This window comes from Marinobacter sp., assembly GCF_014859525.1.
GTDB lineage: Bacteria > Pseudomonadota > Gammaproteobacteria > Pseudomonadales > Oleiphilaceae > Marinobacter.
Genome location: NZ_JACUUB010000018.1, coordinates 17,379 through 42,790, shown reverse-complemented (window position 1 = coordinate 42,790; position 25,412 = coordinate 17,379). Strand labels below are relative to the sequence as shown.

Below are 25,412 nucleotides of genomic sequence, written 5' to 3'. Positions count from 1 at the left end.
ATTCGCCGGTGATCAGAACGTTGGCATCGGTCGGGGCGACCATGCCAATGCGCCGCACGATGACTTTGATGGCATCGCTTTGGCCCAGAATCTCGTGAAAATGGAACTCGGCGCTGAGTTCTTCCTGCAGGTAGGCGTTTTCCATTTCCAGCCGGCGCTTGAGGTTTTCCACTTCCTCCAGCGCCTGCTGCAATTCCTGCTGTGCCTGCAGGCGCGGGGAAATGTCCCGGAACACCACCACCGCACCCACCGGGTGGCCGTTATCCAGAATCGGTGTGCTGGTGTATTCCACCGGGAAGCCGGTGCCGTCTTTGCGCCAGAACCAGTCGTCGCCCACCCGTTTGATACTGGCGTCCCGAAAGGCGCCGTAAATGGGGCAGTCTTTCAGGGGGAACAGGCTGCCGTCTTCGTGGGAATGGTGCACCACCCGATGGATCACCCGGCCCATCAGCTCATCCATGCGCCAGCCCAGCATTCGTTCCGCTGCGGGGTTGGCGAACGTAGTGCGGCCTTCTGCGTCTACGCCATAAATGCCTTCACCAACGGCGTGCAGAATCAGCTGATTCTCCCGCTCCATATCTTTGAACAGTTCCTCTACCCGCTGCCACTCCAGCAACCCACCCCGATGGTAATGATTGGCCTCATGGCGTTCCCGGAGTGTTCTCAGTTGCCTGCGGTCGCGCAGTAACAGCAATAGAGTTTGGGCTTCGGCCTCACCAACACAAGATGACGAAATCTCCAGCTCGACGGTGTGGCCATCCCGGTGCTTCAGGCTGAAATCCCGGCTCCAGCCGTGGCTGCGGAACAGGGTCTCTTCGGTGAAGTTAATGAGCTGCGGGCGCTGGTCGGGAAACAGCCAGGTACAAGGGTTATTGGTAATGGAATGCCGGTCTGTGCCGGCCATTCGTCCCATGGCGCTGTTGGCGGCAAGAATCAGGTCTTGGCCAGCATCGACCAGCAGGGCAGCCTCGGGCAGGTGGTCAATCCAGCGGTAATCATCAGGGGAATAAGGGTGCGTCATGTTGGGTATCCGGTTGGGTCATGGCCTACCCCAAACAAAGCCTGTGCCAACTACGAAAACTCGAAAAAATTACTACGAAAAATCGTTGAATACGAAATTCCGTAGTGATTGACAGTTTTGTGTTCTTATAAAAATTGTTTTAAAACAATAAGATAAAAATATAGAAAAAGTTGGCACGATCCCCGCTAAAGCTTACTCAGAAAGTGCGAAAGTCCGAGGTTTCGAACCTTAACAGGCCTCAGCAAAAACTTTTCCGCACCAAAATAGTGCAAAAAACATCTGAGAGTAGGGAGAGTGCCCCATGACGACAAAAAGCCTTGGCAACCCGTTTGATGGTGATCAGTCACTGATCCATGCGAAAACCTGTGGCTGCCCGGAGTGCCAGCCCGGGCAGGACATGCCGTCGGTATCGCTGAACCTTCGGCAGCCTGCAGCATCGGCCTCCGCAGCAGCGTTGGATTCTGAAGCGATGATGGATCGCGCGATTGAAAGTGCCGTGGTGCGTTCGGTGTTTGGTCATAACGATCACAGCCGCCGCAGCTTTATGAAGATGATGGGAGCGGGCACAGCGGCTGCGTTGCTGGGTTCGGTCTTCCCGATGGAAAAAGCCAAGGCAGCGGTAAAGGAATCTCTTGGCAAGCTTGAGAAAACCAAGCTGAACGTCGGCTTTGTACCCATTACCTGCGCCACGCCCATCATCATGGCGGCGCCGATGGGTTTCTATGAGCGTTATGGCCTGGACGTGACGGTCACCAAAACGGCTGGCTGGGCAGTTGCCCGGGACAAGTCGCTGGCGGGTGAATACGACGCCTCGCACATGCTGACACCGATGCCATTGGCCATGACGATGGGCGCAGGTTCCACTCCGGAACCTTTCATCATGCCGGCGGTTGAGAACATCAATGGCCAGGCCATCGTGCTGCACGTCGACCACATGGACAAGCGCGATCCAAAGCAGTGGAAAGGCTTCAAATTTGGAGTGCCGTTCGAGTATTCCATGCACAACTTCCTGTTGCGCTACTACTTGGCCGAAAACGGCATCGATCCAGACAAAGACGTGCAGATCCGGGTAGTTCCGCCACCGGAGATGGTCGCCAACCTGCGCGCCGGCAACCTGGATGGCTACCTGTCACCAGACCCCTTCAACCAGCGTGCAGTCTGGGAAAAGGTTGGCTTTATTCACATGCTCACCAAAGACATCTGGGATGGTCACCCCTGCTGCGCATTCGCCTGCAGCCAGAAGTTCGCTTCCCAGAACCCGAACACCTACGGTGCCTTGCTGCGAGCCATTATCGACGCCACCCAGTACTCCAACGATCCGGATAATCGTAGAGAAATCGCCGAGGTGATAGCGCCGCGGAACTACCTGAACCAGCCGGTACCGGTGATCCAGCAAGTGCTGACCGGTCGATACGCGGATGGCCTGGGCGAGGTGAAGGATGTGCCCGATCGTATTGATTTCGATCCGTTCCCCTGGCACTCCATGGGCGTGTGGATTCTCACCCAGATGAAACGCTGGGGCTACATCGAGGGTGATGTGGACTACAAAGGGATTGCAGAACAGGTCTATCTGGCGGGTGAAACCGGCAAGCTGATGCGCGAGATGGGTTACGACGCGCCAGAGACCACCTATAAGAATCACACCATCATGGGCAAGACCTTTGACCCTGAAAAGGCCGAAGAGTACGCCCGCAGCTTTGCGATCGGGAGGTTGTGATCATGGCGTCTCTTAATGTCAGAGCAGCACTGTTGTCTATTTCCTTCCTGATCCTGGCGTTAGGATTATGGGAAATGTCCACTCAGCCGCCGGCGGCGACACAAGCCACCTCGGAATACGAATTACTGATGGGCATCTCGGGGCAGGAATCCCGTGTGCCGCCACCCTCTGCTGTGATCAAGGTGGCCTGGGCGGAGCTGTCCAACCCGTTCTACGACGCCGGCGCCAACGATAAAGGCATCGGCATCCAGTTAGCCTACTCGGTGTATCGGGTGCTGACCGGTTACCTGGCGGCCATGGCGATTGCACTGCCGTTAGGTTTTCTGATCGGTATGTCACCGCTGATGTACAAGGCGCTCAATCCGTACATTCAGGTACTGCGACCGATCTCGCCCCTGGCCTGGATGCCGCTGGCCCTGTTCATTATTCAGGACTCTGACGCCTCGGCCATCTTCGTGATCTTTATCTGTTCCATCTGGCCCATGTTGTTGAACACCGCCTTTGGCGTGGCCAACGTGCGCTCGGATTGGGTCAACGTGGCCCGAACTCATGAGCTCAATCCGTTCAAGACTGCGATTACGGTGATTCTGCCGGCGGCTGCGCCGACCATCCTGACCGGTATGCGCATCTCCATCGGCATTGCCTGGCTGGTGATTGTGGCCGCAGAAATGCTCGTGGGCGGCACTGGTATCGGCTACTACGTGTGGAACGAGTGGAACAACCTGGACCTGTCGAGTGTGATCTTCTCCATCCTGATGATCGGGGTGGTGGGCATGCTGCTCGACCTGGCCCTGGGCAAAGCCCAGAAGCTGGTTGAATACAAAGAATGAGTGGGCCGGGCGCCCGGAACAGGGCGCCCGCCAGAACCCTCCGACTGGAGAACTGTTATGAGTAAGCCATTCCTGGAAGTAGATGGTCTGTCCAAGGTGTACCCCGATGGCCAGGGCGGTGATCTGACCGTGTTTGAAGACATCCGCTTTGCCCTGCAGAAAGGTGAGTTTGTTTGCATCATCGGCCACTCTGGCTGCGGCAAGTCCACCATTCTGAACGTGCTGGCTGGCCTGGACGAAGCCAGCTCTGGCAACGTGGTGATGAACGGTAAAGAAGTAAAAGGCCCGGGCCTTGAGCGGGGCGTGGTGTTCCAGAACTACAGCTTGCTGCCCTGGAAGACCGCGCTGAACAACATCATCTTTGCCGTGAAGGCGCGCTGGCCGAAATGGTCTAAAGACAAGGTGCGCGAGCACAGCGAGCGCTACCTGAAGATGGTCGGCCTGGACCACGCGTTAAACCGCAAGCCGTCCCAGCTCTCGGGCGGCATGCGCCAGCGGGTCAGTATTGCCCGCGCCTTTGCCACCCAGCCGGAACTGCTGTTATTGGACGAGCCGTTCGGAGCGCTGGATGCGCTCACTCGAGGGGTGATTCAGGACGAGCTGGTGAAAATCTGGGAAGAAACCCGCCAGACCGTGTTCATGATCACCCACGATGTGGATGAGGCCATTCTGCTGTCTGATCGCATCTTCCTGATGTCGAATGGCCCCAACGCCCGCATTGCCGAGAGTGTGCAGGTAAACCTGCCGCACCCACGCTCCCGGGCCACCATTTTCCAGAACCCTGCTCATCACAAGATTCGTGATTACCTGGTCGACTTTTTGGTTAACCGCAGCGGTTCCGCTCAGCCGGAACAGGATGGCACCCCGAAAGTGATTGACCCCAGCGCAGGTGATGCAGCGCCCAAACCGGCGCCTGCCAAACCTGATACCGAAACTGAAACAGCCGCGCGAGCGGTGAATGCCTGACCTTGATTGTCCACAAGAGGAAATGACCATGATGAACAAAGAACTGATGACCGCAAAAATCCTGGAAGCCAAAGTGTCCAAGGGTATGACCTGGGAAGCGATTGCCGAGGCCGTTGGCTTGTCGCCGGTGTTCACTACCTCGGCGTGCCTGGGCATGAACAGCCTGACCGAAGACAAGGCCTTCGCCCTGTGCGAGACCCTGGGCCTGGACAAACCGATCGCGGAAACGCTGCAGGTTTGCCCGAAGAAGTCTTGGGAAGGCGGCATTCCGCAAGATCCGCTGATCTATCGTCTGTACGAGATGGTAGGGGTGTACGGCGACACCATGAAAGCGCTGATCCACGAGAAGTTCGGTGACGGCATCATGAGTGCAATCGACTTCACCATGGACATCGAGAAAGAGGAGAACCCTAAGGGTGACCGGGTGGTGGTTACTTTGAATGGGAAGTTTTTGCCCTATAAGGCTTGGTGATTATTTGAGTATGGAGTTTGCCCGCTCGTAGCCTTTTGGGGCGCGGGCGGGCTTGCGCGTATCCTCCAAGCCGAACTAAGGCAAGTCAGTAACAGCCCCAGTAGATGCAGAACTCACAGTGCGAGCGTATTTGGCCAACACACCTCGGGTAAATCTGGGCTCGGGTGGGGTCCAGGCTTCTTGCCGTTGGGCCATTTCTTCGTCAGAAATCTCCAGCAGGATCGAGTTGTTGACGGCATCGATGGTGATGGTGTCGCCATCCTCCACCAGTGCGATCGGGCCTCCAACGGCGGCTTCCGGGGTGATGTGACCGACCACAAAACCATGACTGCCACCGGAGAAACGGCCATCGGTGATCAGCGCCACATCGCTGCCCAGACCCTTGCCCATGATCGCGGAGGTGGGGCTGAGCATTTCGCGCATGCCCGGGCCGCCTTTGGGGCCTTCGTAGCGAATCACCAGCACATCGCCGGCCACCACGGTGCCGTCGAGAATGCGCTCCTGGGCTTCTTCCTCGGAATGGAACACCCGCGCCCGGCCGGAGAAGTGGGTGCCTTCCTTGCCGGTAATCTTGGCCACCGAGCCTTCCGGCGCCAGGTTGCCAAACAGAATGCGTAAATGGCTGTCTGCTTTGATCGGGTTTTCAAAGGCTCGGATGATCTGCTGATCGTCCGGATAGGGCGCCACGGTTGCCAGGTTTTCGGCCAGGGTCTTGCCGGTTACCGTCATGCAGTCGCCGTGCAACAGGCCCCGGTCCAGCAGCATTCGCATCAGGGGCTGAATACCGCCGATGGCGACCAGCTCAGACATCATGTAGTGGCCGGATGGGCGCAAGTCGGCCAGCACCGGAACCGTCTTGCCAATGCGCACGAAATCCTCCAGCGACAGCTCGATACCGGCGGTACTGGCCATGCCCAGCAAGTGCAGCACCGCATTGGTGGAGCCGCCCAGGGTGATCACTACGGTAATCGCGTTCTCGAATGCCTCGCGGGTCATGATGTCGGAAGGCTTTATGTCCGCTTCCAGTAGCTTCAACACCGCCGCACCGGCGGCCGCGCAATCGGCCAGTTTGGTGTCCGACACCGCATTCTGTGCCGAACTACCCGGCAAACTCATGCCCATCGCCTCGATGGCGGATGCCATGGTATTGGCGGTGTACATGCCGCCACAGGAACCCGGCCCCGGAATTGCCGTCTCCTCGATCTGCTTCACCTCAATCAGATCCATCTTGCCCTGGGCATGGGCACCAACGGCCTCAAACACCGAGATGATATCCGTGTGGTTCTCACCCGGCAGAATGGTACCGCCGTAAACAAACACCGACGGCCGGTTCAACCGCGCCAGCCCCATCAGACAACCCGGCATGTTCTTGTCACAGCCGCCAATCGCCACCAGCCCGTCAAACCCTTCACAACCGGCCACGGTCTCAATGGAATCCGCAATCACCTCCCGTGACACCAGCGAATACTTCATGCCCTCGGTGCCGTTGGCAATGCCATCGGAAATGGTAATGGTGTTAAAGATCAGAGCCTTGCCCCCGGCCGCATCGGCGCCTTTGGCGGCTTCTCGGGCCAGGCCGTCAATGTGCATATTGCACGGCGTCAGATTGCTCCAGGTGGAAGCAATGCCAATCTGAGGCTTCCGGAAATCCTCATCGGTAAACCCCACCGCCCGCAACATCGCCCGACCGGCCGACTTGTTGATCCCATCCACCACCGGTGCCGAATACCGACGTCGTTTATCCGTGGTCATTAGCAAAACCTCTCAATCAAATGTTGTAAACGGACTCTGTCTCTCCCCAGCGAAACCCACAAAGCCGATAAGTGCAACAATTTTAAGAAACCGCCCGAACACCCGCAGACTGAACAACAGCAACCTCCGCCACCGTATGTAGCTTTTCCAGTTGCGATTGCAGCATGGAAACTGAGCGAGAGCCTTCCAGAGTGAGTGCAATATCCAGATGCGCCCCGGCAGACTCCATCGTCATCCGCGAAATCCGGAACCCCCGAACCCGCACCACCCGGCACAGCCGCTCCAACGCCGCCGCCTCCTGATTCATCCGGCAATTCAAGGTATAACTGGGCATAGAACTATCCGCCTGTGGGCTCATGCTACCTGCTCCTTCGAGTTTGTGCTGGTGCGTCGGGTTTCATCAATCATCTCTTTATTACTGCCCCCGGGCTTCACAATCGGCCACACGTTTTCCTCGCGGCTGATGGCCACGTGCAGCAGCATCGGGCCTTTGTAGGCCAGAATGGTCTCTATGCCCCGGCGAATCTGATCCGTGCGCTCGATGAACAGCGCCGGAATATCAAAGGCCCGCGCCATCGCCACAAAATCCGGGTTGTCGTCCAGATTGATGTGGCTTTCCCGGTTGTTGTAGAACAGCTCCTGCTGCTGGCGCACCATACCCAGGCACTGATTGTCCAGAATGATCAACTTCAGCGGCAGGTTATAACGGCGAATGGTCGCCAGTTCCTGGGCGTTCATCATGAACGAGCCGTCGCCGGTTACATTGATCACCGTGCTGTTGCGGTCGGCAAACTGCGCGCCAATCGCCGCCGGCAAGCCGAAGCCCATGGTGCCCAGGCCGCCACTGGTAAGGTGATGGCGCGGGTGAGCAAACTCATAATGCTGGGCCACCCACATCTGATGCTGGCCAACGTCACAGGCAATGACGGTGTCATCCGGTGCGATTCGGGACAGCTGGCGGATAAAGGCCGGGCCTGCAATGGGCGCCAGGGACTCTTCGTTATCCGCTGCCTGAAAGCCGCCGGTGGTGTGCCAGGTTTTGCACTGTTTCTGCCAGTCATGGATCGCCAGAGGCTCCTCAGCAATGGCTTGGGTCATGGCGGCGAGAATGGCGTTCAGATCGCCACGCATGGCCAGGTCGGCCGGTCGCAGTTTATTGATCTCAGCGCTGTCGGCATCGATGTGGATCAGCCGGGCATTGGGGGCAAAGGTGTCCAGCTTGCCGGTGGCCCGGTCGTCCAGACGGGCGCCAACCACCAACAGCAAGTCACACTCATCGACCGCCTTGTTGGCCGCCCGGGAGCCGTGCATGCCGAGCATGCCCAAGTTGTAGGGGTTGTTCTTGCCAGGGTTGCCAATGCCCTTGAGCGTGACCACCCCAGGCATCGCGGCTGCTTTTGCGAAGGCGCGGAAGCGATCTTCGGCGCCGGCCAGCGACACCCCACCGCCGCTGTAAAGCAGTGGTTTCTTTGCCGCGCGCAGCAGCGATATGGCTCGGGCAATATCCGGACAGTCGGCTTCAGGTTCTGGCGCCGTCTTCAGCGCCGGCGTGGTCACCTCGGCCAGCAGCATGTTCTTCGGAATATCAATCCATACCGGCCCAGGCCGGCCGCTTTTGGCCAGGGTTATGGCTTGCTCCATGATCGCGGGCAGGGCGTTTGCATCGTCCACCAGATAGTTGTGCTTCACGATGCCCAGGGTCATACCCAGAATGTCGGTTTCCTGGAAGGCATCGGTGCCGATCAGGCCCGAGGGTACCTGCCCGGTGATGACCAGCATCGGGGTTGAATCCATGTAGGCATTGGCCACGCCGGTGATCAGGTTGGTGGCGCCGGGGCCGGAGGTGGCGATGCACACTCCGATCTGGCCGCTGGCGCGGGCATAGCCGTCGGCGGCCAGGGCGCAGGCCTGCTCGTGCCGGCACAGCACGTGTTCCACGCCGACATCATCCACCAGTGCGTCGTACAACGGCATGATGCAGCCGCCCGGATAGCCGAAAACCGTGCTGATGTTGTGGCGATGGAACGCTTCAAGAATGTGCTGTGCGCCGTTCATGGTCGTTTTCCCCTTTTTCTTTGCCGCAAAAAGAAACCCCCGGGACCTTGCGGTGCCGGGGGTTTCTGGTGTCTTTGTCAGGTTGTCGCTATCTCACCCGCATGTCCACGCAAAAGCCCCCGGACGGTACCACGACCACCAGGACTAGCTTTACAAGGACGACCACTGCGTTGAGATTCATAAAATCGACAGTCTGCTCTGAATTGATTCAAACAATGTGTGTAGAATCTAACCCACGTTTTAAACCGGTTGCAACTGTTTATTGCCGGTTATTGTCAGAAACCAGGCCTCGGCTTGCACAGCGAGTGGTTGCCGGTGCCTTTAACAAGAATGATTCTGCGTGAGTAATACATGACGAAAGCAAAACTCGGTTCGCTTGGGTTGTCGCTCCTGATTCTGGTGATATTGGTTATCTGGATGGCCACCGGTGATGTGAAGGTGGCGAGCAAGCAGGCTCCTGATGAACCACAGGATCAGGAAGCGGAGCTTACTCAGGTTGAAGTCGAGACGCTGAAAGCGACTGCCTATCAACCCACCCTGAAGCTTCAGGGGCAACTTGAGCCCTGGCGTGAGGTGATGGTGAGTGCCCGGGTAGCGGGCACCGTTGAACGCATGCAGGCGCAGCTTGGTCAGTCCGTGGAGGCGGGCCAGGCGTTGTTGACGCTTTCTGTTGATGGTCGGGATTCTGTCGTCGCGCGCTGGCGTGCCAGCATCCAGAAGCTGGAAGCAGATCTTGCTGCAGCTCGCCGGTTGCGGGCCAGTAACCTGGCGGCCGAGACTGATATTCTGGGGCTACAAAGTGACCTGGCGGCTGCCCGGGCTGAACTGGCGGCGGCGGAACTGGCGGTCGAGCACCTGACCCCCAGGGCCCCGTTTGATGCTGTGGTTAATCGAAGAGAGGTTGACCAGGGTACGCTGGTGCAGGTTGGCACTCCGCTGCTCGAACTTGTCCAGATCGATCGACTGAAAGCGACCGGCAGAATACCCCAGCAGGCCGTGCAGGATGCTCAGCCAGGGCAGGCCGTTGAAGTTGTGTTGTTGGATGGGTCTCGGCTGGCGGGTGTGGTCAGCTTTGTGGCCAGCGCCGCGAACCCGGAAACCCGGAGTTTTGCTGTAGAGATCGTGGTAGAGAATCCCGAACACAAGCGCGCTGCTGGCGGTACTGCCAACCTGAATATTTTGTTGCCCGAGCAGGATGCCATCTTTATCTCACCGGCGTACCTCAGTCTGGATGACGATGGCCGCCCAGGCGTGAAGTACGTGGATGACAACAGCACCGTGGTGTTCAAAACGGTCAGGTTGCTGAGTGTGGGCACCAACGGTGCCTGGGTATCTGGCTTGCCGGACGAGATTCGGCTGATCACCCGCGGTGGCGGATTTGTGGCTGAGGGCGAGGCGGTCAAGTTTGTTGACCGTTCAGACCAGCGGGGTTAATGACAATGAGAGCGTTGATCTCGGCGGCCATGGACCGCAGTCGCACCACCTTACTGTTGTTCTTGTTTTTGTTGTTGGGCGGCACGGCGGCTTATCAGGCGATTCCTAAGGAGTCCAATCCGGACGTCACCATTCCAATGATCTACGTGTCTATGGCGCTTGAAGGCATCAGCCCGGAAGATGCGGAGCGGCTGTTGGTGCGCCCGATGGAACAGGAGCTCAGGTCACTGGAAGGCATCAAGCAGATGCGAGGTACGGCCTCGGAAGGCCGCGCCTCGGTGATGCTGGAGTTTGATGCCGGGTTTAATCCCGATAAAGCCCTTCAGGATGTCCGCGAAAAAGTCGACACGGCCCGCAGTAAATTGCCTCAGGAAGCGGACGAGCCGCGAGTGAACGAAATCAACGTGTCGTTGTTTCCTGTTTTGTCTATTGGCTTGTCTGGCCCCTTGTCTGAGCGCGAATTGATCACCGTTGCCCGTCGCCTTCAAGATGCGGTCGAAGCGATTCCCGAAGTGTTGGAAGTGGACATCGGGGGCGACCGTGAGGACCTTCTGGAGGTTGTGGTGGATGCCCAGGTGTTGGAGAGTTACGGCATCGATTTTGACCAGTTGGCTTCATTGGTCCGGCGAAACAACCAGCTGGTTGCGGCGGGTTCGCTGGACACTGGTCATGGCCGGATGGCATTAAAAGTACCCGGTGTGATCGAGACGATTGAGGATGTTATGTCGATGCCGGTGAAGGTGGAGGGCGACACGGTTGTCACCTTCGGTGATGTTGCCATGTTGCAGCGCACCTTCAAAGACCCCACCGGTTTTGCCCGGATCAATGGCGAACCTGCACTGGTGCTGGAAGTGTCAAAGCGTTCGGGTGCCAACATCATCGAAACCATCGATAAGATCCAGGCGCTGATCGACGAGGCTCGTCCCCGCCTTCCGGACGCTCTGGAAATCCGCTACATCATGGATCAGTCCGAGGAAGTGCAGGATATTCTTTCAGACCTCCTGAACAACGTGATGACGGCCATCGTTCTGGTGATTATCGTGGTTATTGCGGCCATGGGCCCGCGCTCTGCCTTTCTGGTGGGTCTCACCATTCCCGGAGCGTTTCTGACCGCGATTCTGGTGATCTGGAGCATGGGGCTGACCCTGAATATTGTGGTGCTGTTCAGCCTGATTCTGGTGGCGGGTATGTTGGTGGATGGCGCGATTGTGGTGTCTGAGCTGGCAGACCGTAATCTCAGTGATGGTCAGCCAGTCAAAACGGCTTGGGTAGAGGCGGCGTCTCGAATGGCCTGGCCGGTCATTGCCTCCACGGCGACCACGTTGGCGGTGTTTGTGCCGTTGCTGTTCTGGCCAGGGGTCGTTGGTGAGTTTATGAAGTTCCTGCCCATGACGGTGCTGATCTCCCTGATTGCATCGCTGGCGATGGCGCTGGTTTTTTTGCCTGTGTTGGGGGGTGTCAGTGGCGGACGCCGTTCTCATCAGGATGCGACAGAAAGCCGGTTCGTGTTGCTTTACCGGCGCACACTGAGCACCCTGCTGCGCAGTCCGGGGTTCACTTTGCTCGGTGCGTTGGTGCTGATCATACTGATCTATGCAACTTACGGCCGGTTCAATCATGGTGTTGAGTTTTTCCCGAGTGTCGAGCCGGATTCTGCCCAGGTGCAGGTGCGCGCCCGTGGTGATTTGTCGGTGTGGGAACGGGATGTGGTTGTGCGGCAGGTGGAGCAACGACTGCAAAGCATGCCTGAAGTGAAAGCGCTGTATGCCCGCTCGATGCTGGCGACCAGCAGCCAGTTGGCACCGGATGTTATTGGTGTGTTGCAATTCCAGTTTAACGACTGGTTTACCCGCCGCACGGCCACAGAGATTCTGAATGATTTTCGGGAACGCACCGCGGATATTGCGGGAATAGAACTTGAGTTTCGAAAGCAGGAGGGAGGACCGGCCGGCGGCAAGCCCATTGAATTGCTGGTCAGCAGCATGAATGTTGGTGATCTGGACGGTTACGTTGACGAGCTCCAGAACCGCATGCGCGAGTTGGGTGGCTTTGTCGATATTGAAGATGATCGCAGTTTGCCGGGCATCGAATGGCGCTTGCAGGTTGATCGTGAGGCGGCCGCCCGCTTTGGCACCGATGTGCTTAGCATTGGCAGCGCTGTGCGCCTGGTCACCAATGGCCTGGTGTTGGCAACCTATCGGCCGGAAGATGTGCGGGATGAGGTAGACATCGCGGTGCGTGTGCCCAACAACTGGCGCGAACTGGATCACCTGCAGCGCCAGACGATCAACACGCCCAGAGGGCAGGTGCCGCTCTCTGAATTTGTCACCCTGGAGCCTGGCCAAAAGACTGGAACCATTATGCGTGTGGACGGCCAGCGTACGGTTACCATCAAATCGGATGTGGCACCGGGCAGACGCATGGACGAGGTGCTGCGCAGCCTGCAGGCGGACACGCCTGAGCCACCAGAGGGCGTGAGTGTTCGCTTCGCCGGTGAGAACGAGGATCAGCAGCAGGCGGCGAACTTCCTGATGACGGCCTTTGCAGTGGCAATCGGCATGATGCTTCTGATTCTGGTCACACAGTTTAACTCGCTGTACCAGACCTTCCTGATTCTCTCTGCCATTGTGTTGTCAACGGCGGGTGTCTTGCTGGGTTTGCTGCTCAATGGCCAGTCGTTCGGCATTGTAATGGTTGGCATGGGGGTTATCGCCCTGGCGGGCATTGTGGTGAACAACAACATCATTCTGATAGACACCTATAATCAATTGAAGAAAGAAGGCAAGGCCGCCTATGAGGCAGCCCTGGAAACCGGCTGCCTGCGTTTCCGACCTGTGCTGTTAACCGCCATCACCACGATATTGGGGTTGATGCCGATGGTGCTTGGCGTCAATGTCGATTTACTGTCGCCTTCGCTGGGATTGGGCGCGCCGTCAACTCAATGGTGGACTCAACTGTCCAGTGCGATTGCCGGTGGCCTGGCCTTTGCCACGTTGTTGACCCTGCTTCTGACACCGGCACTGCTGGTGTTGGGCGACAAAGCCGGGCAGCGTTTCCGGGCATTGATCGGTCGTGACTCCTGATGGGCTGCCACACCAACCCCCTGACCGAACTTTATCGCGATCCATGGTTGCTGGCGGTACACAAGCCTGCCGGCTTGCTGGTGCACCGAAGCCCGATCGACAGGCACGAAACCGAGTTTGCCTTACAGTACGCCCGGGCATTGAACAACGGCGATCATGTGTATCCGGTGCACCGCCTGGACCGGCCTACGTCCGGCGTGCTTCTGTTTGCCCGCGATCCGGAAACCGCCAGAATAGTCGGTCAGGCGATGATGGCGGGGGAAGTGTCCAAAACCTATCTGGCGATGGTGCGTGGCTGGGCACCGGAGTCCGGCGAAATCGATCATCCTTTGAGAGATGAGCCTGAAGACCGGCGACTGAAGGGGCAGGAAATGCCCACACGCGAGGCAGTCACTCACTATCGTCGGCTGGCGACCACCGAACTGCCGGTGGAAATCGAACGCTATCCCACCAGCCGCTACAGTCTGGTGGAACTGAGCCCAAAAACCGGCCGTAAACATCAGCTCCGCCGACATATGAAGCACATCAACCATCCCATTATTGGCGACGCCAACCATGGTCGGGGCCGGCATAATCGGTATTTTGCTGAACGTTTTGGTGAGGGCCGGTTAATGTTGGCGGCAACGCGGTTGTCATTGGCTCATCCGGTAACCGGAAAAGCCCTTGTGATCGGAGCCGAGCCGCAAGCGAGTTTTTTGGCGGTACTGGGGATTTTTTCGCCCGGTCTGATTGCATCACTGACCATCCTCTGATCGATTCATGAACGTTGTGTATCTTTATTTGTCATTTTGCATTGATTGGTAGCAATCAAGGGCGATCATCGGCGGCTTGGTACATACTTCAAATCAAGCATCAATAACTATAAGAAATACTCATCTATCGAGGCCCGGCGTGCCCAGACTCTATTCTGTATTCCTGATCTTCCTCGGCTTGCTGTTACCGGCTTTTGCGTTGGCAGAGCCCGCTATCTGGGATGCGCACTCCAAACGTGTGGCGCTGGCCGAATATGTGGATTATTGGCAGGAAGACAGCCGAGTCGCCTTGCAGCAAGTGCAGGCAATGCCAGAGCAGGCGTGGACAGCGGTTGGCAACGAAAGTGCGAACTTTGGTTATGGCAATGATGTTTACTGGTTCCGGTTTCAGGTCAGTAACGTTTCTGGCGTTGAGCGTGCCAGTTTTGTTGAAGTTGGCTATCCGGTGCTGGACCACATTGAGGTCTACCTGCCGGACTCTGCTGAACCCATCGTTATGGGTGATAAACAACCATTCCATGATCGCCCCATCCACCACCGTCATTTTGTTGTGCCGATGCTTTTGCCGGTAGGCGAGACCGTTTCGGTTTACTTGCGAGTAGAAACCACCAGCTCTATGCAGGTGCCGCTTACGCTCTGGGACCGTGATGCGTTTTACGAAGCGGACCATCGCCGAACTATGCTGGAAGGCATTTATTATGGTGTTGTGTTTGTGATGATTCTCTACAATCTGTTTGTTTTCCTGGCGGTGCGCGAGCGAAGTTTTCTGTATTACGTGGGCTATATCACCGCTATGCCGTTGTTTCTTGCCAGCCTGCATGGCGTTGGCTTTCAGTACTTGTGGCCCGAGGGCACCTGGTGGAATGATCAGTCGATCATTGTTTTCCTGAATCTGACGATCGTGTTCGGTGGTGCCTTCAGTATCCGGTTTATCAGTGTCACGCCAGAGACTCACCCATGGCTCAACCGCTGGACCGTCGCCTTGGTTATAGTATCGGGCCTGGCGGCTGCCGCAGGGTTGTTCATTCCTTACAAACACATGATTTTGCCGACCATTCTGATTGCCGCTGTGGGCTGCACCACCATGTTAGTGCTGAGTGTTGTGCGGTGGGTCAAGCACGATCCCGCTGCCCGTTATTACACCGTCGCCTGGGTGTTTATGCTCTCCGGGGGCATTGTTCTGGCCTTGAACAAGTTTACTTTTCTGCCGCGGAATTTGTTGACTGAAAACGCAACTCAACCTTCAACGACACCTACGGTCATCTGGTGGGCGATGACTGCCTTAAGATGGTCGCATGCTGCATTCAGCGCCACGTCACCAGACCGCAGGATCTGGCTGCTCGCTATGGCGGTGAGGAGTTTGTGGTGTTGCTGCCGGATACACCGCTTGAAGGCGCCGAAAAGGTTGCCGAGCGAATTCGTGCGGAGATCGAGAAAACGGCTTTCCGGGTGTCCGGAGAGATCTTGCACCTGACCATCAGTATCGGCGTTTGCAGTGTCTCGCCGGCCCGTGCTGATGCCACCAAAGAAATCTTCGCCTGTGCCGACGAAGCACTCTACGAAGCCAAAGGTCAGGGCAGGAACCGCGTGGTGACTAACCGGGCACAAGGTCAGGCCGTCGGCGCGTCGTTCTCCACGTAGTTGATTTTCGATAACTGGGAGATCAACGGCCAGGGATGGTCGGCCTCCAGTACATTGGTCAGCCCGACGACTTGTTGCTTACCGAGTTGGGTGCAGCAGCTTACGCCCCTGAACGAAGCCTGTCGGTCATGGTTTGCTCCAGAGGGTTTAATGGATCAAACCATAGCGCGCCTGAAAACGTGATGACATGTCATTTCAGGTATCCCGTCACAGGTTTTCAACGCAAGGACAGTAACGGGGCTGATCAGGATGCCTTCTTGCGGGCTTCTTTGATCACATCATAGGCATGGCTTATTTCCCGGGTGCGCTCCTCCGCCATTTCTCGCATGCTTTCCGGCATGCCGCGCCCAGCCATTTTGTCCGGATGATTTTCACTCATCAGTTTTCGATAGCTGCGTTTTATATCGGCATCCGACGCACCCGGAGAAACACCCAACACCTTGTAGGCATCGTCAATTTGCTGGCCGGAAGAGTAACTCTGGCTGCCACCCGCATGCCCGGCATGGGCGCCACGCAGCATGGCTTCAAGTTGATCAACCTGGCTTTCCGGAAGGCCAAGGCCCCGTGCAATGCGCACCAGCATCTCGTGCTCGGCCGGGTGTACCTTGCCATCTGCGGCCACCGCAGACACCTGAACCTGCAGGAACATTTGCAGGAACGCGGGCTGGCGGCCGGAATTTTGCAGAAACTGGCTCAACTCCGCATCCAGGTCAAAATCCGGTTGCTTGCCCCGGTTGAACGACTCTCTGGCGATGGTTTTCTGCTCTTCGTTTAGCCGGAACCGCACAAACATGGCTTCGGCCAGTTCAATTTCGTCGCGGGTGATCACGCCATCGGCTTTGCACAAGGCACCCATCACCGCAAATACCGATTCAACAAAGTTGGTCTGAAGGTTCTGAATCTTACCGATCAGCCGGCTTTTTGCTCTCTGAAACAGAAACGCACCAAGCGCAGCGCCCACGAGAAATCCCGGAAAACGGCCGATGGCGTAACCAATCAGGCCACCGAAAATCATTGCAAACAGCATTCAGACGTCCTTAGTGAGTAGATCAGTCCGTAGAATATACGTGTTTTTTGTCATCGCTTCATGAATTGGCTTTCATCAACCTTATCAATTTGCTCCGGGCGCAGGTGCTCTTTGGCGTACTGCTGCCATACGCCAGAGCTGACAAACAGATTGAACACCTCAGGGTCTATGTGCCCGTTGTCGACCATGTCCGCCATGATGGTAAGTGCTTGTGTCAGGGTTTTTCCCTGTTTGTAGGGGCGGTCTACAGCGGTCAATGCCTCAAACACATCCGCCACCGCCATGATTTTTTCCGGAATGCTCATTTTGCTGCCATCCAGTCCGCAGGGGTAACCGTTGCCGTCCATGCGTTCGTGGTGGGTGCCGGCCAGCCTGGGTACGTTGGCCAGGCGGTCGGGCAAGGGCAGGGCTTCGAGCATGCAGATGGTCTGTACGATATGCTCGTTGATTTTGAAGCGCTCTTCGGCCGTCAGGGTGCCATAGCGAATGGTCAAGTTATGCACTTCGCCAGCGTTGTACCTGTGCTGCGGTAGCTCCATGTCAAAACCCCAGCGGTTACGAGGGTCGTCTTTGTGTACCGGTGGCACGTGATCGCCCCAGGCTTGCACGTGCCAGGGTTTGTCTGCCAGCAACGTCTCCACACAGGGCAGAGGTGTTTGCGGATGGTCGGCGATAGCCACCTGTTCGTCACCGGATAATCCCAGGCGGTCGCTGAAGTTCCGGAGCCAGGTTCGACCGCCGATATTGTGAATACGTTGGATATCGTCATCAGACATCGACTCGCTGCCCTGATTCGCCTGCGCCAAAAAGGCAAAATCGCTCTGCAGTTTTGCCTGATCCTGATCACGTTGACGGGCGGCGCGTTCCGGGTCTTCACCGGCCTGGCATGCGCGGAGGTAGCGTATTTCCGCATCGCGGTGGAGCACCTCAAAGCGAGTGCGGATGTCGTGTATGCGGTTGTGGATGGTCTCCAGTTTGACTGCCTTGTCGACCACGTATTCCGGGCTGGTGATCTTGCCGCAGTCGTGCAGCCAGGCGGCCAGATGGAACTCATAACGTTCGTCATCGGTCATCCGGAAACGGGCAAAGGGCGCCTGTGTGCTTTGCTCTGCCTGTTCCGCCAGCATCTGCGCAAGTTTGGGCACCCGCTCGCAATGGCCCCCGGTATACGGGGATTTTGCGTCAATGGCATTAGCAACCAGACGGATGATGCCATCCAGCAACGCTTGCTGACTTTCAATCAACTCCCGGGTTTCGATGGCAACCGCGGCCGAGCCGGCAATCTCGTCCACAAAGACAATCAGATCCTCGCTGAGGTTGGTCTGATTGCCATGCTCGATCTCGATAATCAATACACCAATCAGTTTTCTGCGACGGTTTCTGAGGATCGCAAATACCGGGTGGCCAGTAATGTATTTGCGAAGTTCCCGGATAACTTCGTTGTCGTCTGCGTCTGGCGCGATCGGTTGCACCGTGGCAGGTAGCTCCAGATCACGGTTAACCGACAACTCAAGTTTGTGATCGTGATGGCTGTAAAGGTACACCGCGCCCCGTTTCTGACCTACGATGCCGACAAGCTGCTCAAGTATGTCTTTCAACAGCTGGTTCAGATCCTGCCCCCGGTTGAGCACGGTCGAGATGCTCTGAAAACTCCGTATGGTGCGGGCCATGTCGTCCAGAGCAATGCCCAGCGCTGAGGCTTCGCGGATGCGGGAGTTTGACCGAACCTGAGCGTCAAACCGAAACTTTGAGAGCCTGCCGACCTGGTCGGTCAGAAGCTCGATTGGTTTGCCCACTTGTCGGCCCAATAGCCAACCCATCATCAGTAACATCAGGGCGATGGTGCCCGCGATGAGGGTTTGCCGGGTAAGGGCGGTCCAGACATCGGCCAGTAACTCGTCAGCCGGAATAGCAATTACGATGGATAACGCCTCTCCGGGAAGCGCTGCAAGAGGTTCGCTGATGCCGTACCAGTCGCGATCGCCACTGGCGAATTGCTTGATGCCAGTTGTGTTTGCAGGCTGAAGAGCGTTGAGCAGCACCGCATCGGGCTCGTTCTGTTGCGAGGAGCTGGCAAGCAACTCGCCCGAGGCGTTCAATATGGCAATGCGACTGCCGGGGGTTTGCTTAAGTTCGGTCAGTTGAGTGCCAAGATCCGTTACGGTTACGTCTGCGCCCAGCACCGTTGTAACTTGGCTGCTGGCTCTCTGGGACAGGGTGAGTCCGGTTTCACCGGTGGTGAAGAAAACGTAGGGTGCCGATAGCCGAAGATCATCGACACCCTGAGCCGCCAAATACCAGGGCCGCTGTCGCGGATCGTAATCGTAGCTGGCCAGCTCTCTGTGCTCGACCAGATTCAGATTGCGATCGTAAAAACGCCAGACGCCGGTGTGGCTTGCATCATTCCGTTCCAGACTCTGTAAAAGGTAATGACTGTTAGCGGGTGCATCCGGAAACTGAGCCGAGCCAGAGCTTTGTACTTTCCGGAACAGGAAAAAATCGCCACTGCCGTAACCGGCGTACACAGCACTGACAACGTTACTGCTGGCCAGAATATCGGCGATCACAGGCAGCCGCTCCAGGCGTTGCTGCAGAGTATCCGCGCTTGTGAGTGGATCGTGCCGGAGCACTGCAAGAGCAGTGGACGGCGGTTGGGTAATGGCGTTAATCCGGTCATCCACGCTGACTGCCAGTTGCCGGGCCGTGGCGCTGGCGGCGGTCACCTTGGCTTGTTCCATGCCGTGGAAGCTCTGGCCCACCAGTACAACGGTTAGAATCAACATACCCAGGGTGATGGCAGATGCGATAAGGAAGGCCAAAGAAACCTGAGCGAGTTGGCGATGTGGTTGCATGTGCGCGCTCTGCTGAAAATGAAATCTTTTTTCAGTTTAGACGCTGAGTCTTTGTTGACGTGATTTTCTATGAAATTATTGGCTTATGATGAATGATCTGTTTGATTCCGTGGATGGCGAGGGCTGGAGTGAACCGGTGGGCGACGGGGTGGTGGTTCTGCGCCGCTTTGCCAGTAGCGCTTCACCGGCATTGATGGCAGCCGTGGCTGATATTGCAGCGCAAGCGCCGTTTCGCCATATGGTGACACCGGGCGGGCATTCAATGTCTGCGGCGATGACCTGTGCCGGTAGCCTTGGCTGGGTCACCGACGCCAGAGGTTACCGTTATCAGAGCTGCGACCCTCAAACCGGTCGGGCATGGCCAGCGATGCCGCCCAAATTTTTCGCGTTGGCACAGCAAGCGGCCGAACGAGCGGGGTTTCCCGGTTTTGAGCCGGATGCCTGTCTGGTTAATCGCTATCGGCCCGGAGCAAAGATGGGCTTGCATCAAGACAAAGACGAGCGGGACTTTTCCCAGCCGATTGTGTCTGTGTCGCTGGGGTTACCCATCGTATTCCAGTTCGGTGGGCTCAGGCGCAGCGATCGTCCGCAGCGGGTTATCCTGGAACATGGCGATGTCGTGGTCTGGGGCGGTGTCGCCCGGTTGAATTATCACGGGGTGTTAACGCTTAAAGCAGGTCACCATCCCCTGACCGATGAGTTTCGATACAATCTAACGTTCCGCAAGGCCGGTTAATGCTTTTGTCGCCAAACGTGGCTTTAACCATGCTGAAAACCGATAAATGACCGTTGATAGTGCTACGGTAACCAGGAACTGTGAAGCCATGTTTGGACAGCTGTCTGTTATGATGTTTGTCCGTCTGGGCGCGTTGTTGATGCTGGGGCTGCTTGCTGGCTGCGCCCGTGGGTTGCCGCCGGTCGACCACGGACCGGTTTTGACGCTATCCTCTGAGCCAGACTCCTTTGTTATGGATCAACGCCGGATGCAACTTGATCCCGAATCTGCCTATTCTGCCTTTCAGTTACTCGATACCGGGCGTGATGCGTTCACGGTTCGCGCTGCCTTGATCGAGGCCGCCAGCCATCGAATAGACGCCCAGTATTACATCTGGAACGACGATGCCAGCGGTCGTTATCTGGCGGGACGATTGGTGGCAGCCGCTGATCGTGGTGTTCAGGTCCGGCTGCTGCTGGACGACATCAATGTGGCAGGCAAAGAATCGCTGTTTGCGGTGATGGAAGCTCATCCCAATATCGCGATCCGGATTTTCAACCCGTCGCCGTCGCGCAGTGGCGTGGGGCGATGGTTGTCGTTCATTACGGATTTTGACCGCATTAACCGCCGCATGCACAACAAAACGTTTGTGGTGGATGGGCAGGTAGGTATTGCTGGTGGCCGCAATATCGGTGATGAATACTTTGATGAAGATCCGCAGCTGAACTTCCGTGACCGGGACGTGATGGTGCTGGGCCCTCTGGCAGCCGGCATGACGGATAATTTTGAGGCCTACTGGCATAATCGTTGGGCTTACCCACTTGGCCAGCTTTACAAGCTACCGGAGTCCGCAAAAGCGTTGGATAACCTGTCCCGGCTGAGCCGGCAGACGACGGAACCACAGGCGTTTAAAGCAGCACTGCCCCAGAGCCGTGGCAGTGCTGAGCAGCTGCTGGAGACCTGGTTTGCCACTATGGTCCAGGCTGATGGCGAACTGGTATTTGATCCGCCACCTGAAGATCCCGAGGCTCCGGCAAACGCACCCAGAGCCACTGCCAGGGCGCTGTATGGTCTGATTGAATCTGCCCGGTCTGACGTTCTGATCGAGTCGGCTTATCTGATTCTGGCAGAGACGCAACTGGAAGGGCTGGATAACCTGAACAATGAGACTCTGAGCGTCACCGCCTTCACCAATTCCCTGGCCACCAACGATCTGGTGCCCAATCATTCTGGTTATGCGCGCTGGCGGCGCGACATGCTGGAGCAGGGTATCACGCTGCACGAGCTGCGCCCGGACGCTCCCGCCTGCAAGCGCTGGATCACTAACCATGAGGCCTGCGATCAGGGCATGGTCAGCCTGCATTCCAAGGCTGTGGTGTTTGATCGGGAAACCTTGTTCATCGGCTCCTTCAACGTCAATCTTCGGTCGATCTATCTGAACGGCGAAACCGCGCTGATTATTCGCAGCCCGCAGCTGGCCCGAACGGTGGCAGAAGATATAGACGATGCCCTGAAGCCTGAGAACAGCTGGCGGGTGGTATTGGGTTCAGACGGCAGGATCGCCTGGAAATCCGGCGATCAGGAGTGGCACCGGGAGCCCGAGGTCGGCTTCTGGCGTCGGGCGGCGTCGCGGATGCTGTCCTGGTTGCCGATCGAGAAGTACCTCTGAGTTTGTCAGGCGACGTTGCCTGCCGCCACCCCGGAGGCCCAGGCCCACTGAAAATTATGCCCGCCCAGGTGCCCGGTCACATCGACGACCTCACCGATGAAGTACAGATTGGGCTGGTCCAGTGCGGCCATGGTTTTGGATGAGAGCTGGCGAGTGTCGACGCCGCCGAGTGTGACCTCCGCGGTTCTATAGCCCTCCGTGCCTGCAGGCCGAATGGTCCAGTTATTCAGCGTTCGGGCCAAGTATTCAATGTCGGCATTGCGGCATTGCTGCAAAGGCCCGCTCCACCCCTGCAGATCATTGAACGCCTGGGCAAAACGTTTGGGTAGATGCTGGTTAAGGTAGTGGGCCACGGTAGATTGTGGTTTGTCACTGCGCAGTGTTAACAGATCGTCTTCAACATTTTGCGCTGGCAACAGATTGATGTGCACCGGGTCGCCGGGTTGCCAATAGCTGGAAATCTGCAACATGGCCGGGCCGCTCAGTCCCCGATGGGTGACCAGCATGGGCTCCCGGAAATGCTGCTGATCGCAGTGTGCGTCTACCGGGCAGCTGACGCCGGAGAGCGGCGCCAGCTGTTGTTTCAGTTCAGGATGCAACGTGAATGGCACCAGCCCCGCCCGCGTTGGCAATACCGTCAACCCGAACTGCTTGGCCACTTCATAGCCAAATCCGGTGGCGCCCATGGTGGGTATCGACAGCCCGCCGCAGGCGATCACCAGGGATTCGCAGCTCAATGAGCCGACCCGGGTTGCCAGGGTAAATCCGGAAGCTGAGCGCTGAATGCCGGACACCGCTGTGTTCATACGGATCTCTGCGCCGGCCCATTCGCACTCGGTCAGCAGCACATTAAGAATGTCTTTGGCGCTGTCTTTGCAGAACAGTTGCCCCGGTGCCTTTTCTTCGTACTCCACGCCGTGGCGATCCACCAGGTCCAGAAAATCCTGCGGGGTGTAGCGCTTGAGCGCCGAAATGCAGTAATGGGGATTATCCGACAGAAAATTCGCAGGTGTGCCGTTCAGGTTGGTGAAGTTACAGCGGCCACCGCCCGACATCAGAATCTTCTTGCCGGGCTTGTTGGCATGATCAAGCACCAGCACTTTGCGGCCCCGGTAACCGGCCGTTGCCGCACACATCAATCCGGCTGCGCCTGCACCGATGATGATGACGTCATAGTGTGATGAAGATACTGCCATTGCCTGCCTGCCGCTGATAAAACCGGCGGGCAGTATATCAGTCTGAGGGCTTTTCAGCTCTCAGTTGCACCGGATCCAGCAGCCCGGCGGCAATGGCGATGCCGGTCACATCCGGCAGTCGCTCCGCACCCAGCCGCTTCATCACCCGGGCCCGGTACAGATCGATGGTCTTGACGCTGACGTCCAGTTGCTCGGCAATCTCGCGGCTGGTGTAGCCCTGAGCCAGAGGCAGGAACACATCCCGTTCGCGGCGGGTGAGGGTGCTGATCAGGGCTTCTGTGTCACCATCGGGGGTGAGTTTTTCCGCCGTTTTTGGGGCGCCTTGAAGCGCTTGCTGCACACTGTCCAGGAGCAGCTGTTCGTTGAACGGCTTTTCGATGAAATCGAAAGCGCCGGATTTGAATGCGCGCACAACGATGGGCACGTCGGCATGGCCGGAGATGAAAATAATCGGAACATGCAGATTCCGCTTTTGCAGTTCTTCTTGCACATTCAGGCCGCCCAGTCCCGGCATGCGGATATCCAGAATGACGCAGCCGGGCGAACTGCCTGCCACCGCATCCAGAAATTGCCGGCCATCGCTGTAGGCTTTTACGTCCAGCCCAACGGATTCAAGTAGCCATTGTGTGGATTCCAGCATGCCGGCATCGTCGTCGACCACATACACGGTGTTGGCGGGGGACTGGGGGTTACCGGACATCGGGGGTTACTCCTGAATGGCATTTGTGGCTGCTGCGCGGGTTGCTGGCTGGAAACCGGCAGATCAGTGACAGCCCGCCGGTATCTGCCGGAATGGCATCGAGAAACCCGCCGAAGCCCTCAATAATGGAACGGCTCATGGAAAGCCCCAGACCTAAGCCTTTGGGCTTGCTGGTGTAGAAGGGTTGGAACATCTGGCGAATGCCTTCGTCACTCAGCCCGGTGCCTTCATCGGTCACCTGAATCAGGGTTTCCTGCTGCTCATTCACGCAGGCGCTGACCACGATTCGAGACGTCTTGGTGTTGTCCTGGCCAGTGCTGGCCTCGACGTTGGCTTCAATGCCGTTGCGGATCAGGTTGATCAACACCTGCTCCAGAAGAACCGGGTCGGCCGTGATGCAGGGCGAGTCTTCGCCCAAATTCTCATAGAGCCGCACACCGTTCTTGTCGGCTTCCCACTGGCATAAACGCACCACGTCACTGATAACAGCGTTCAGTGAAACCGGCCCCATGCGCTTCTCACCCTTGCGAAGAAAGGCCCGCAGTCGTTTGATCACTTCCGAAGCCCGGTTGGCGTGGTGCACGATTTTCTGTAAGCCGTCGTCAACCTTGGTGAGCTTGTCCGGCTGCTGGCTGGCCTCTCTCAGAAAACGCTGGCTGGCAGAGGCAAAGTTGACGATGGAGGCCAGTGGCTGGTTCATCTCATGGGCAATGCTGGACGCCAGTTCACCCAGGGTTGCCAGGCGGGCAGTGTGCGCCAGCTCGTCGGCCAGCAGGCGGGTCTGTTCTTCTGACTCGACCCGCGCAGTGATGTCGCGGGACACGCTGATCACTTCTACTACGGCGCCAGTGTAGGTTTCACGAATCGCCCGGCTGGCAATCTCGAACCATCGCCGGCTGCCGTTCTTGTGCAGGATTTCCAGTGTCATGGTGGCGTAACCGTCCTCCTGTAGCCTGTGTCGCGTCAAAGCCAGCTGTTCCGACACATGATGTCCCCGAAAAACCGTTTCGAGCGATTGGCCACGCAGCTCTTCCGGCCAGTAGCCCAGCAGTCGCCAGGAGGCCGGAGTGGCGTCAATGAAGCGCCCATCGGGGGCATGGCGAGAAATCAGATCGGTGGTGTTTTCGGTAATCAGGCGGTACAGCCGACTGGAGCGGAGGGCTTCTTCCTGGGTGAGTATGTCCTCGGTCGCATCGCGCCCCCTGATCAAGACTTGTTGGTTCTCCGGGTCGGGAATGAAGCACCACAGGCAGATGGTGTCAGCAAACCGGGACTCCACATTCTCAATGGCTCGCCCTTGCTCGAGTGACGACGTCACCAGCGCGCTGGCATTCACGGGCAGTAACTGGCCGGGGCTGCCCAGCTGCGCTTTGTTTACCAGAGCATCCGCGGAAGCATTCGTGGTGAGTACCTCGGCCCTGGCGTTCACCACCAGGGTGGGGTGCGGATCTTTGGTCAGTAGTGGGCTGAAGGTGTTCAGCTTTTTAGATTTGCTCATAGGCTTATAGTAATTATCCCATAATACCATGG

General features: G+C 57.4%; 19 protein-coding genes and 1 pseudogene. 11 read left to right on the top strand and 9 right to left on the bottom strand.

Going from position 1 to position 25,412, the window contains the following annotated elements; genetic code table 11:
- Positions 1–1,021: PAS domain-containing protein (locus tag IBX51_RS06355; RefSeq protein WP_291829882.1), on the bottom strand; the 1,021-nt coding region annotated here is incomplete at its 3' end.
- 301 nt (positions 1,022–1,322) lie between these two features.
- On the opposite strand from IBX51_RS06355, the gene IBX51_RS06350 reads away from it, so the two are divergent.
- Genes IBX51_RS06350 through cynS form a run of 4 tightly spaced genes read left to right on the top strand, consistent with a single transcriptional unit; the run spans position 1,323 to position 5,006 of the window.
- Positions 1,323–2,738, top strand: a complete 1,416-nt coding sequence (locus IBX51_RS06350; RefSeq protein ID WP_291829880.1) for an ABC transporter substrate-binding protein — start codon at positions 1,323–1,325, stop codon at positions 2,736–2,738.
- 2 nt (positions 2,739–2,740) lie between these two features.
- Positions 2,741–3,568, top strand: coding sequence for a nitrate ABC transporter permease (gene ntrB, locus IBX51_RS06345; RefSeq protein ID WP_291829879.1), 828 nt, complete (start codon positions 2,741–2,743; stop codon positions 3,566–3,568).
- Positions 3,569–3,625: 57 nt separating this feature from the next.
- On the top strand, positions 3,626–4,534 hold the full coding sequence (locus tag IBX51_RS06340; protein ID WP_291829878.1) for an ABC transporter ATP-binding protein: 909 nt from the start codon (positions 3,626–3,628) through the stop codon (positions 4,532–4,534).
- A 28-nt stretch (positions 4,535–4,562) separates the two neighbouring features.
- Positions 4,563–5,006 (top strand): cyanase, encoded by a 444-nt coding sequence (gene cynS / locus IBX51_RS06335; protein ID WP_291829877.1) that lies wholly within the window; start codon positions 4,563–4,565, stop codon positions 5,004–5,006.
- A gap of 75 nt (positions 5,007–5,081) precedes the next feature.
- Here the strand turns inward: cynS and ilvD are convergent, their stop codons facing one another.
- The 3 genes from ilvD to ilvG form a co-directional block, all read right to left on the bottom strand.
- Positions 5,082–6,758 (bottom strand): dihydroxy-acid dehydratase, encoded by a 1,677-nt coding sequence (gene ilvD, locus IBX51_RS06330; protein ID WP_291829875.1) that lies wholly within the window; start codon positions 6,756–6,758, stop codon positions 5,082–5,084.
- 82 nt (positions 6,759–6,840) lie between these two features.
- Complete coding sequence (locus tag IBX51_RS06325) at positions 6,841–7,116, bottom strand: ACT domain-containing protein (RefSeq protein ID WP_367166342.1); 276 nt, start codon at positions 7,114–7,116, stop codon at positions 6,841–6,843.
- Positions 7,113–8,813, bottom strand: a complete 1,701-nt coding sequence (ilvG, locus tag IBX51_RS06320) for an acetolactate synthase 2 catalytic subunit (RefSeq protein ID WP_291829871.1) — start codon at positions 8,811–8,813, stop codon at positions 7,113–7,115. The genes IBX51_RS06325 and ilvG overlap by 4 nt, the downstream gene beginning before the upstream one ends.
- A 351-nt stretch (positions 8,814–9,164) precedes the next feature.
- Here ilvG and IBX51_RS06315 point away from each other — a divergent pair, with 351 nt between their 5' ends.
- The 5 genes and pseudogenes from IBX51_RS06315 to IBX51_RS06295 all read left to right on the top strand — a co-directional run bounded on the left by IBX51_RS06315 (position 9,165) and on the right by IBX51_RS06295 (position 15,723).
- Positions 9,165–10,247 carry an efflux RND transporter periplasmic adaptor subunit gene (locus tag IBX51_RS06315; protein WP_291829868.1) on the top strand — a complete coding sequence of 361 codons (1,083 nt, stop codon included), beginning with the start codon at positions 9,165–9,167 and terminating at the stop codon, positions 10,245–10,247.
- A 5-nt stretch (positions 10,248–10,252) separates the two neighbouring features.
- Positions 10,253–13,330, top strand: coding sequence for an efflux RND transporter permease subunit (locus tag IBX51_RS06310; RefSeq protein WP_291829866.1), 3,078 nt, complete (start codon positions 10,253–10,255; stop codon positions 13,328–13,330).
- Complete coding sequence (locus IBX51_RS06305; RefSeq protein ID WP_291829864.1) at positions 13,330–14,082, top strand: pseudouridine synthase; 753 nt, start codon at positions 13,330–13,332, stop codon at positions 14,080–14,082. The genes IBX51_RS06310 and IBX51_RS06305 overlap by 1 nt, the downstream gene beginning before the upstream one ends.
- A 307-nt stretch (positions 14,083–14,389) precedes the next feature.
- Positions 14,390–15,271, top strand: a pseudogene (locus IBX51_RS06300) (7TM diverse intracellular signaling domain-containing protein); the annotation flags it as partial.
- Between the two features lie 98 nt (positions 15,272–15,369).
- Positions 15,370–15,723, top strand: a complete 354-nt coding sequence (locus tag IBX51_RS06295) for a GGDEF domain-containing protein (RefSeq protein ID WP_291829862.1) — start codon at positions 15,370–15,372, stop codon at positions 15,721–15,723.
- A 244-nt stretch (positions 15,724–15,967) separates the two neighbouring features.
- Here the strand turns inward: IBX51_RS06295 and djlA are convergent, their stop codons facing one another.
- Both djlA and IBX51_RS06285 read right to left on the bottom strand, forming a co-directional pair.
- The gene (gene djlA / locus IBX51_RS06290; RefSeq protein ID WP_291829860.1) at positions 15,968–16,750 is read right to left on the bottom strand and encodes a co-chaperone DjlA; all 783 of its coding nucleotides are present in this window, start codon (positions 16,748–16,750) and stop codon (positions 15,968–15,970) included.
- Positions 16,751–16,800: 50 nt separating this feature from the next.
- Positions 16,801–19,602 (bottom strand): HD domain-containing phosphohydrolase, encoded by a 2,802-nt coding sequence (locus IBX51_RS06285; RefSeq protein ID WP_291829858.1) that lies wholly within the window; start codon positions 19,600–19,602, stop codon positions 16,801–16,803.
- Positions 19,603–19,687: 85 nt separating this feature from the next.
- On the opposite strand from IBX51_RS06285, the gene alkB reads away from it, so the two are divergent.
- Positions 19,688–20,338, top strand: coding sequence for a DNA oxidative demethylase AlkB (gene alkB / locus IBX51_RS06280; RefSeq protein ID WP_291829856.1), 651 nt, complete (start codon positions 19,688–19,690; stop codon positions 20,336–20,338).
- Positions 20,339–20,447: 109 nt separating this feature from the next.
- On the top strand, positions 20,448–21,986 hold the full coding sequence (locus IBX51_RS06275; RefSeq protein ID WP_291829854.1) for a phospholipase D family protein: 1,539 nt from the start codon (positions 20,448–20,450) through the stop codon (positions 21,984–21,986).
- A gap of 5 nt (positions 21,987–21,991) precedes the next feature.
- Here the strand turns inward: IBX51_RS06275 and IBX51_RS06270 are convergent, their stop codons facing one another.
- The 3 genes from IBX51_RS06270 to IBX51_RS06260 are packed head-to-tail and all read right to left on the bottom strand — an operon-like array spanning position 21,992 to position 25,380.
- On the bottom strand, positions 21,992–23,182 hold the full coding sequence (locus tag IBX51_RS06270) for an NAD(P)/FAD-dependent oxidoreductase (protein ID WP_291829852.1): 1,191 nt from the start codon (positions 23,180–23,182) through the stop codon (positions 21,992–21,994).
- 37 nt (positions 23,183–23,219) lie between these two features.
- Positions 23,220–23,882 (bottom strand): response regulator, encoded by a 663-nt coding sequence (locus IBX51_RS06265; RefSeq protein ID WP_291829851.1) that lies wholly within the window; start codon positions 23,880–23,882, stop codon positions 23,220–23,222.
- The gene (locus IBX51_RS06260) at positions 23,872–25,380 is read right to left on the bottom strand and encodes a sensor histidine kinase (RefSeq protein WP_291829849.1); all 1,509 of its coding nucleotides are present in this window, start codon (positions 25,378–25,380) and stop codon (positions 23,872–23,874) included. Before IBX51_RS06260 ends, IBX51_RS06265 begins: the two co-directional genes overlap by 11 nt.
- Positions 25,381–25,412 lie beyond the last annotated feature (32 nt).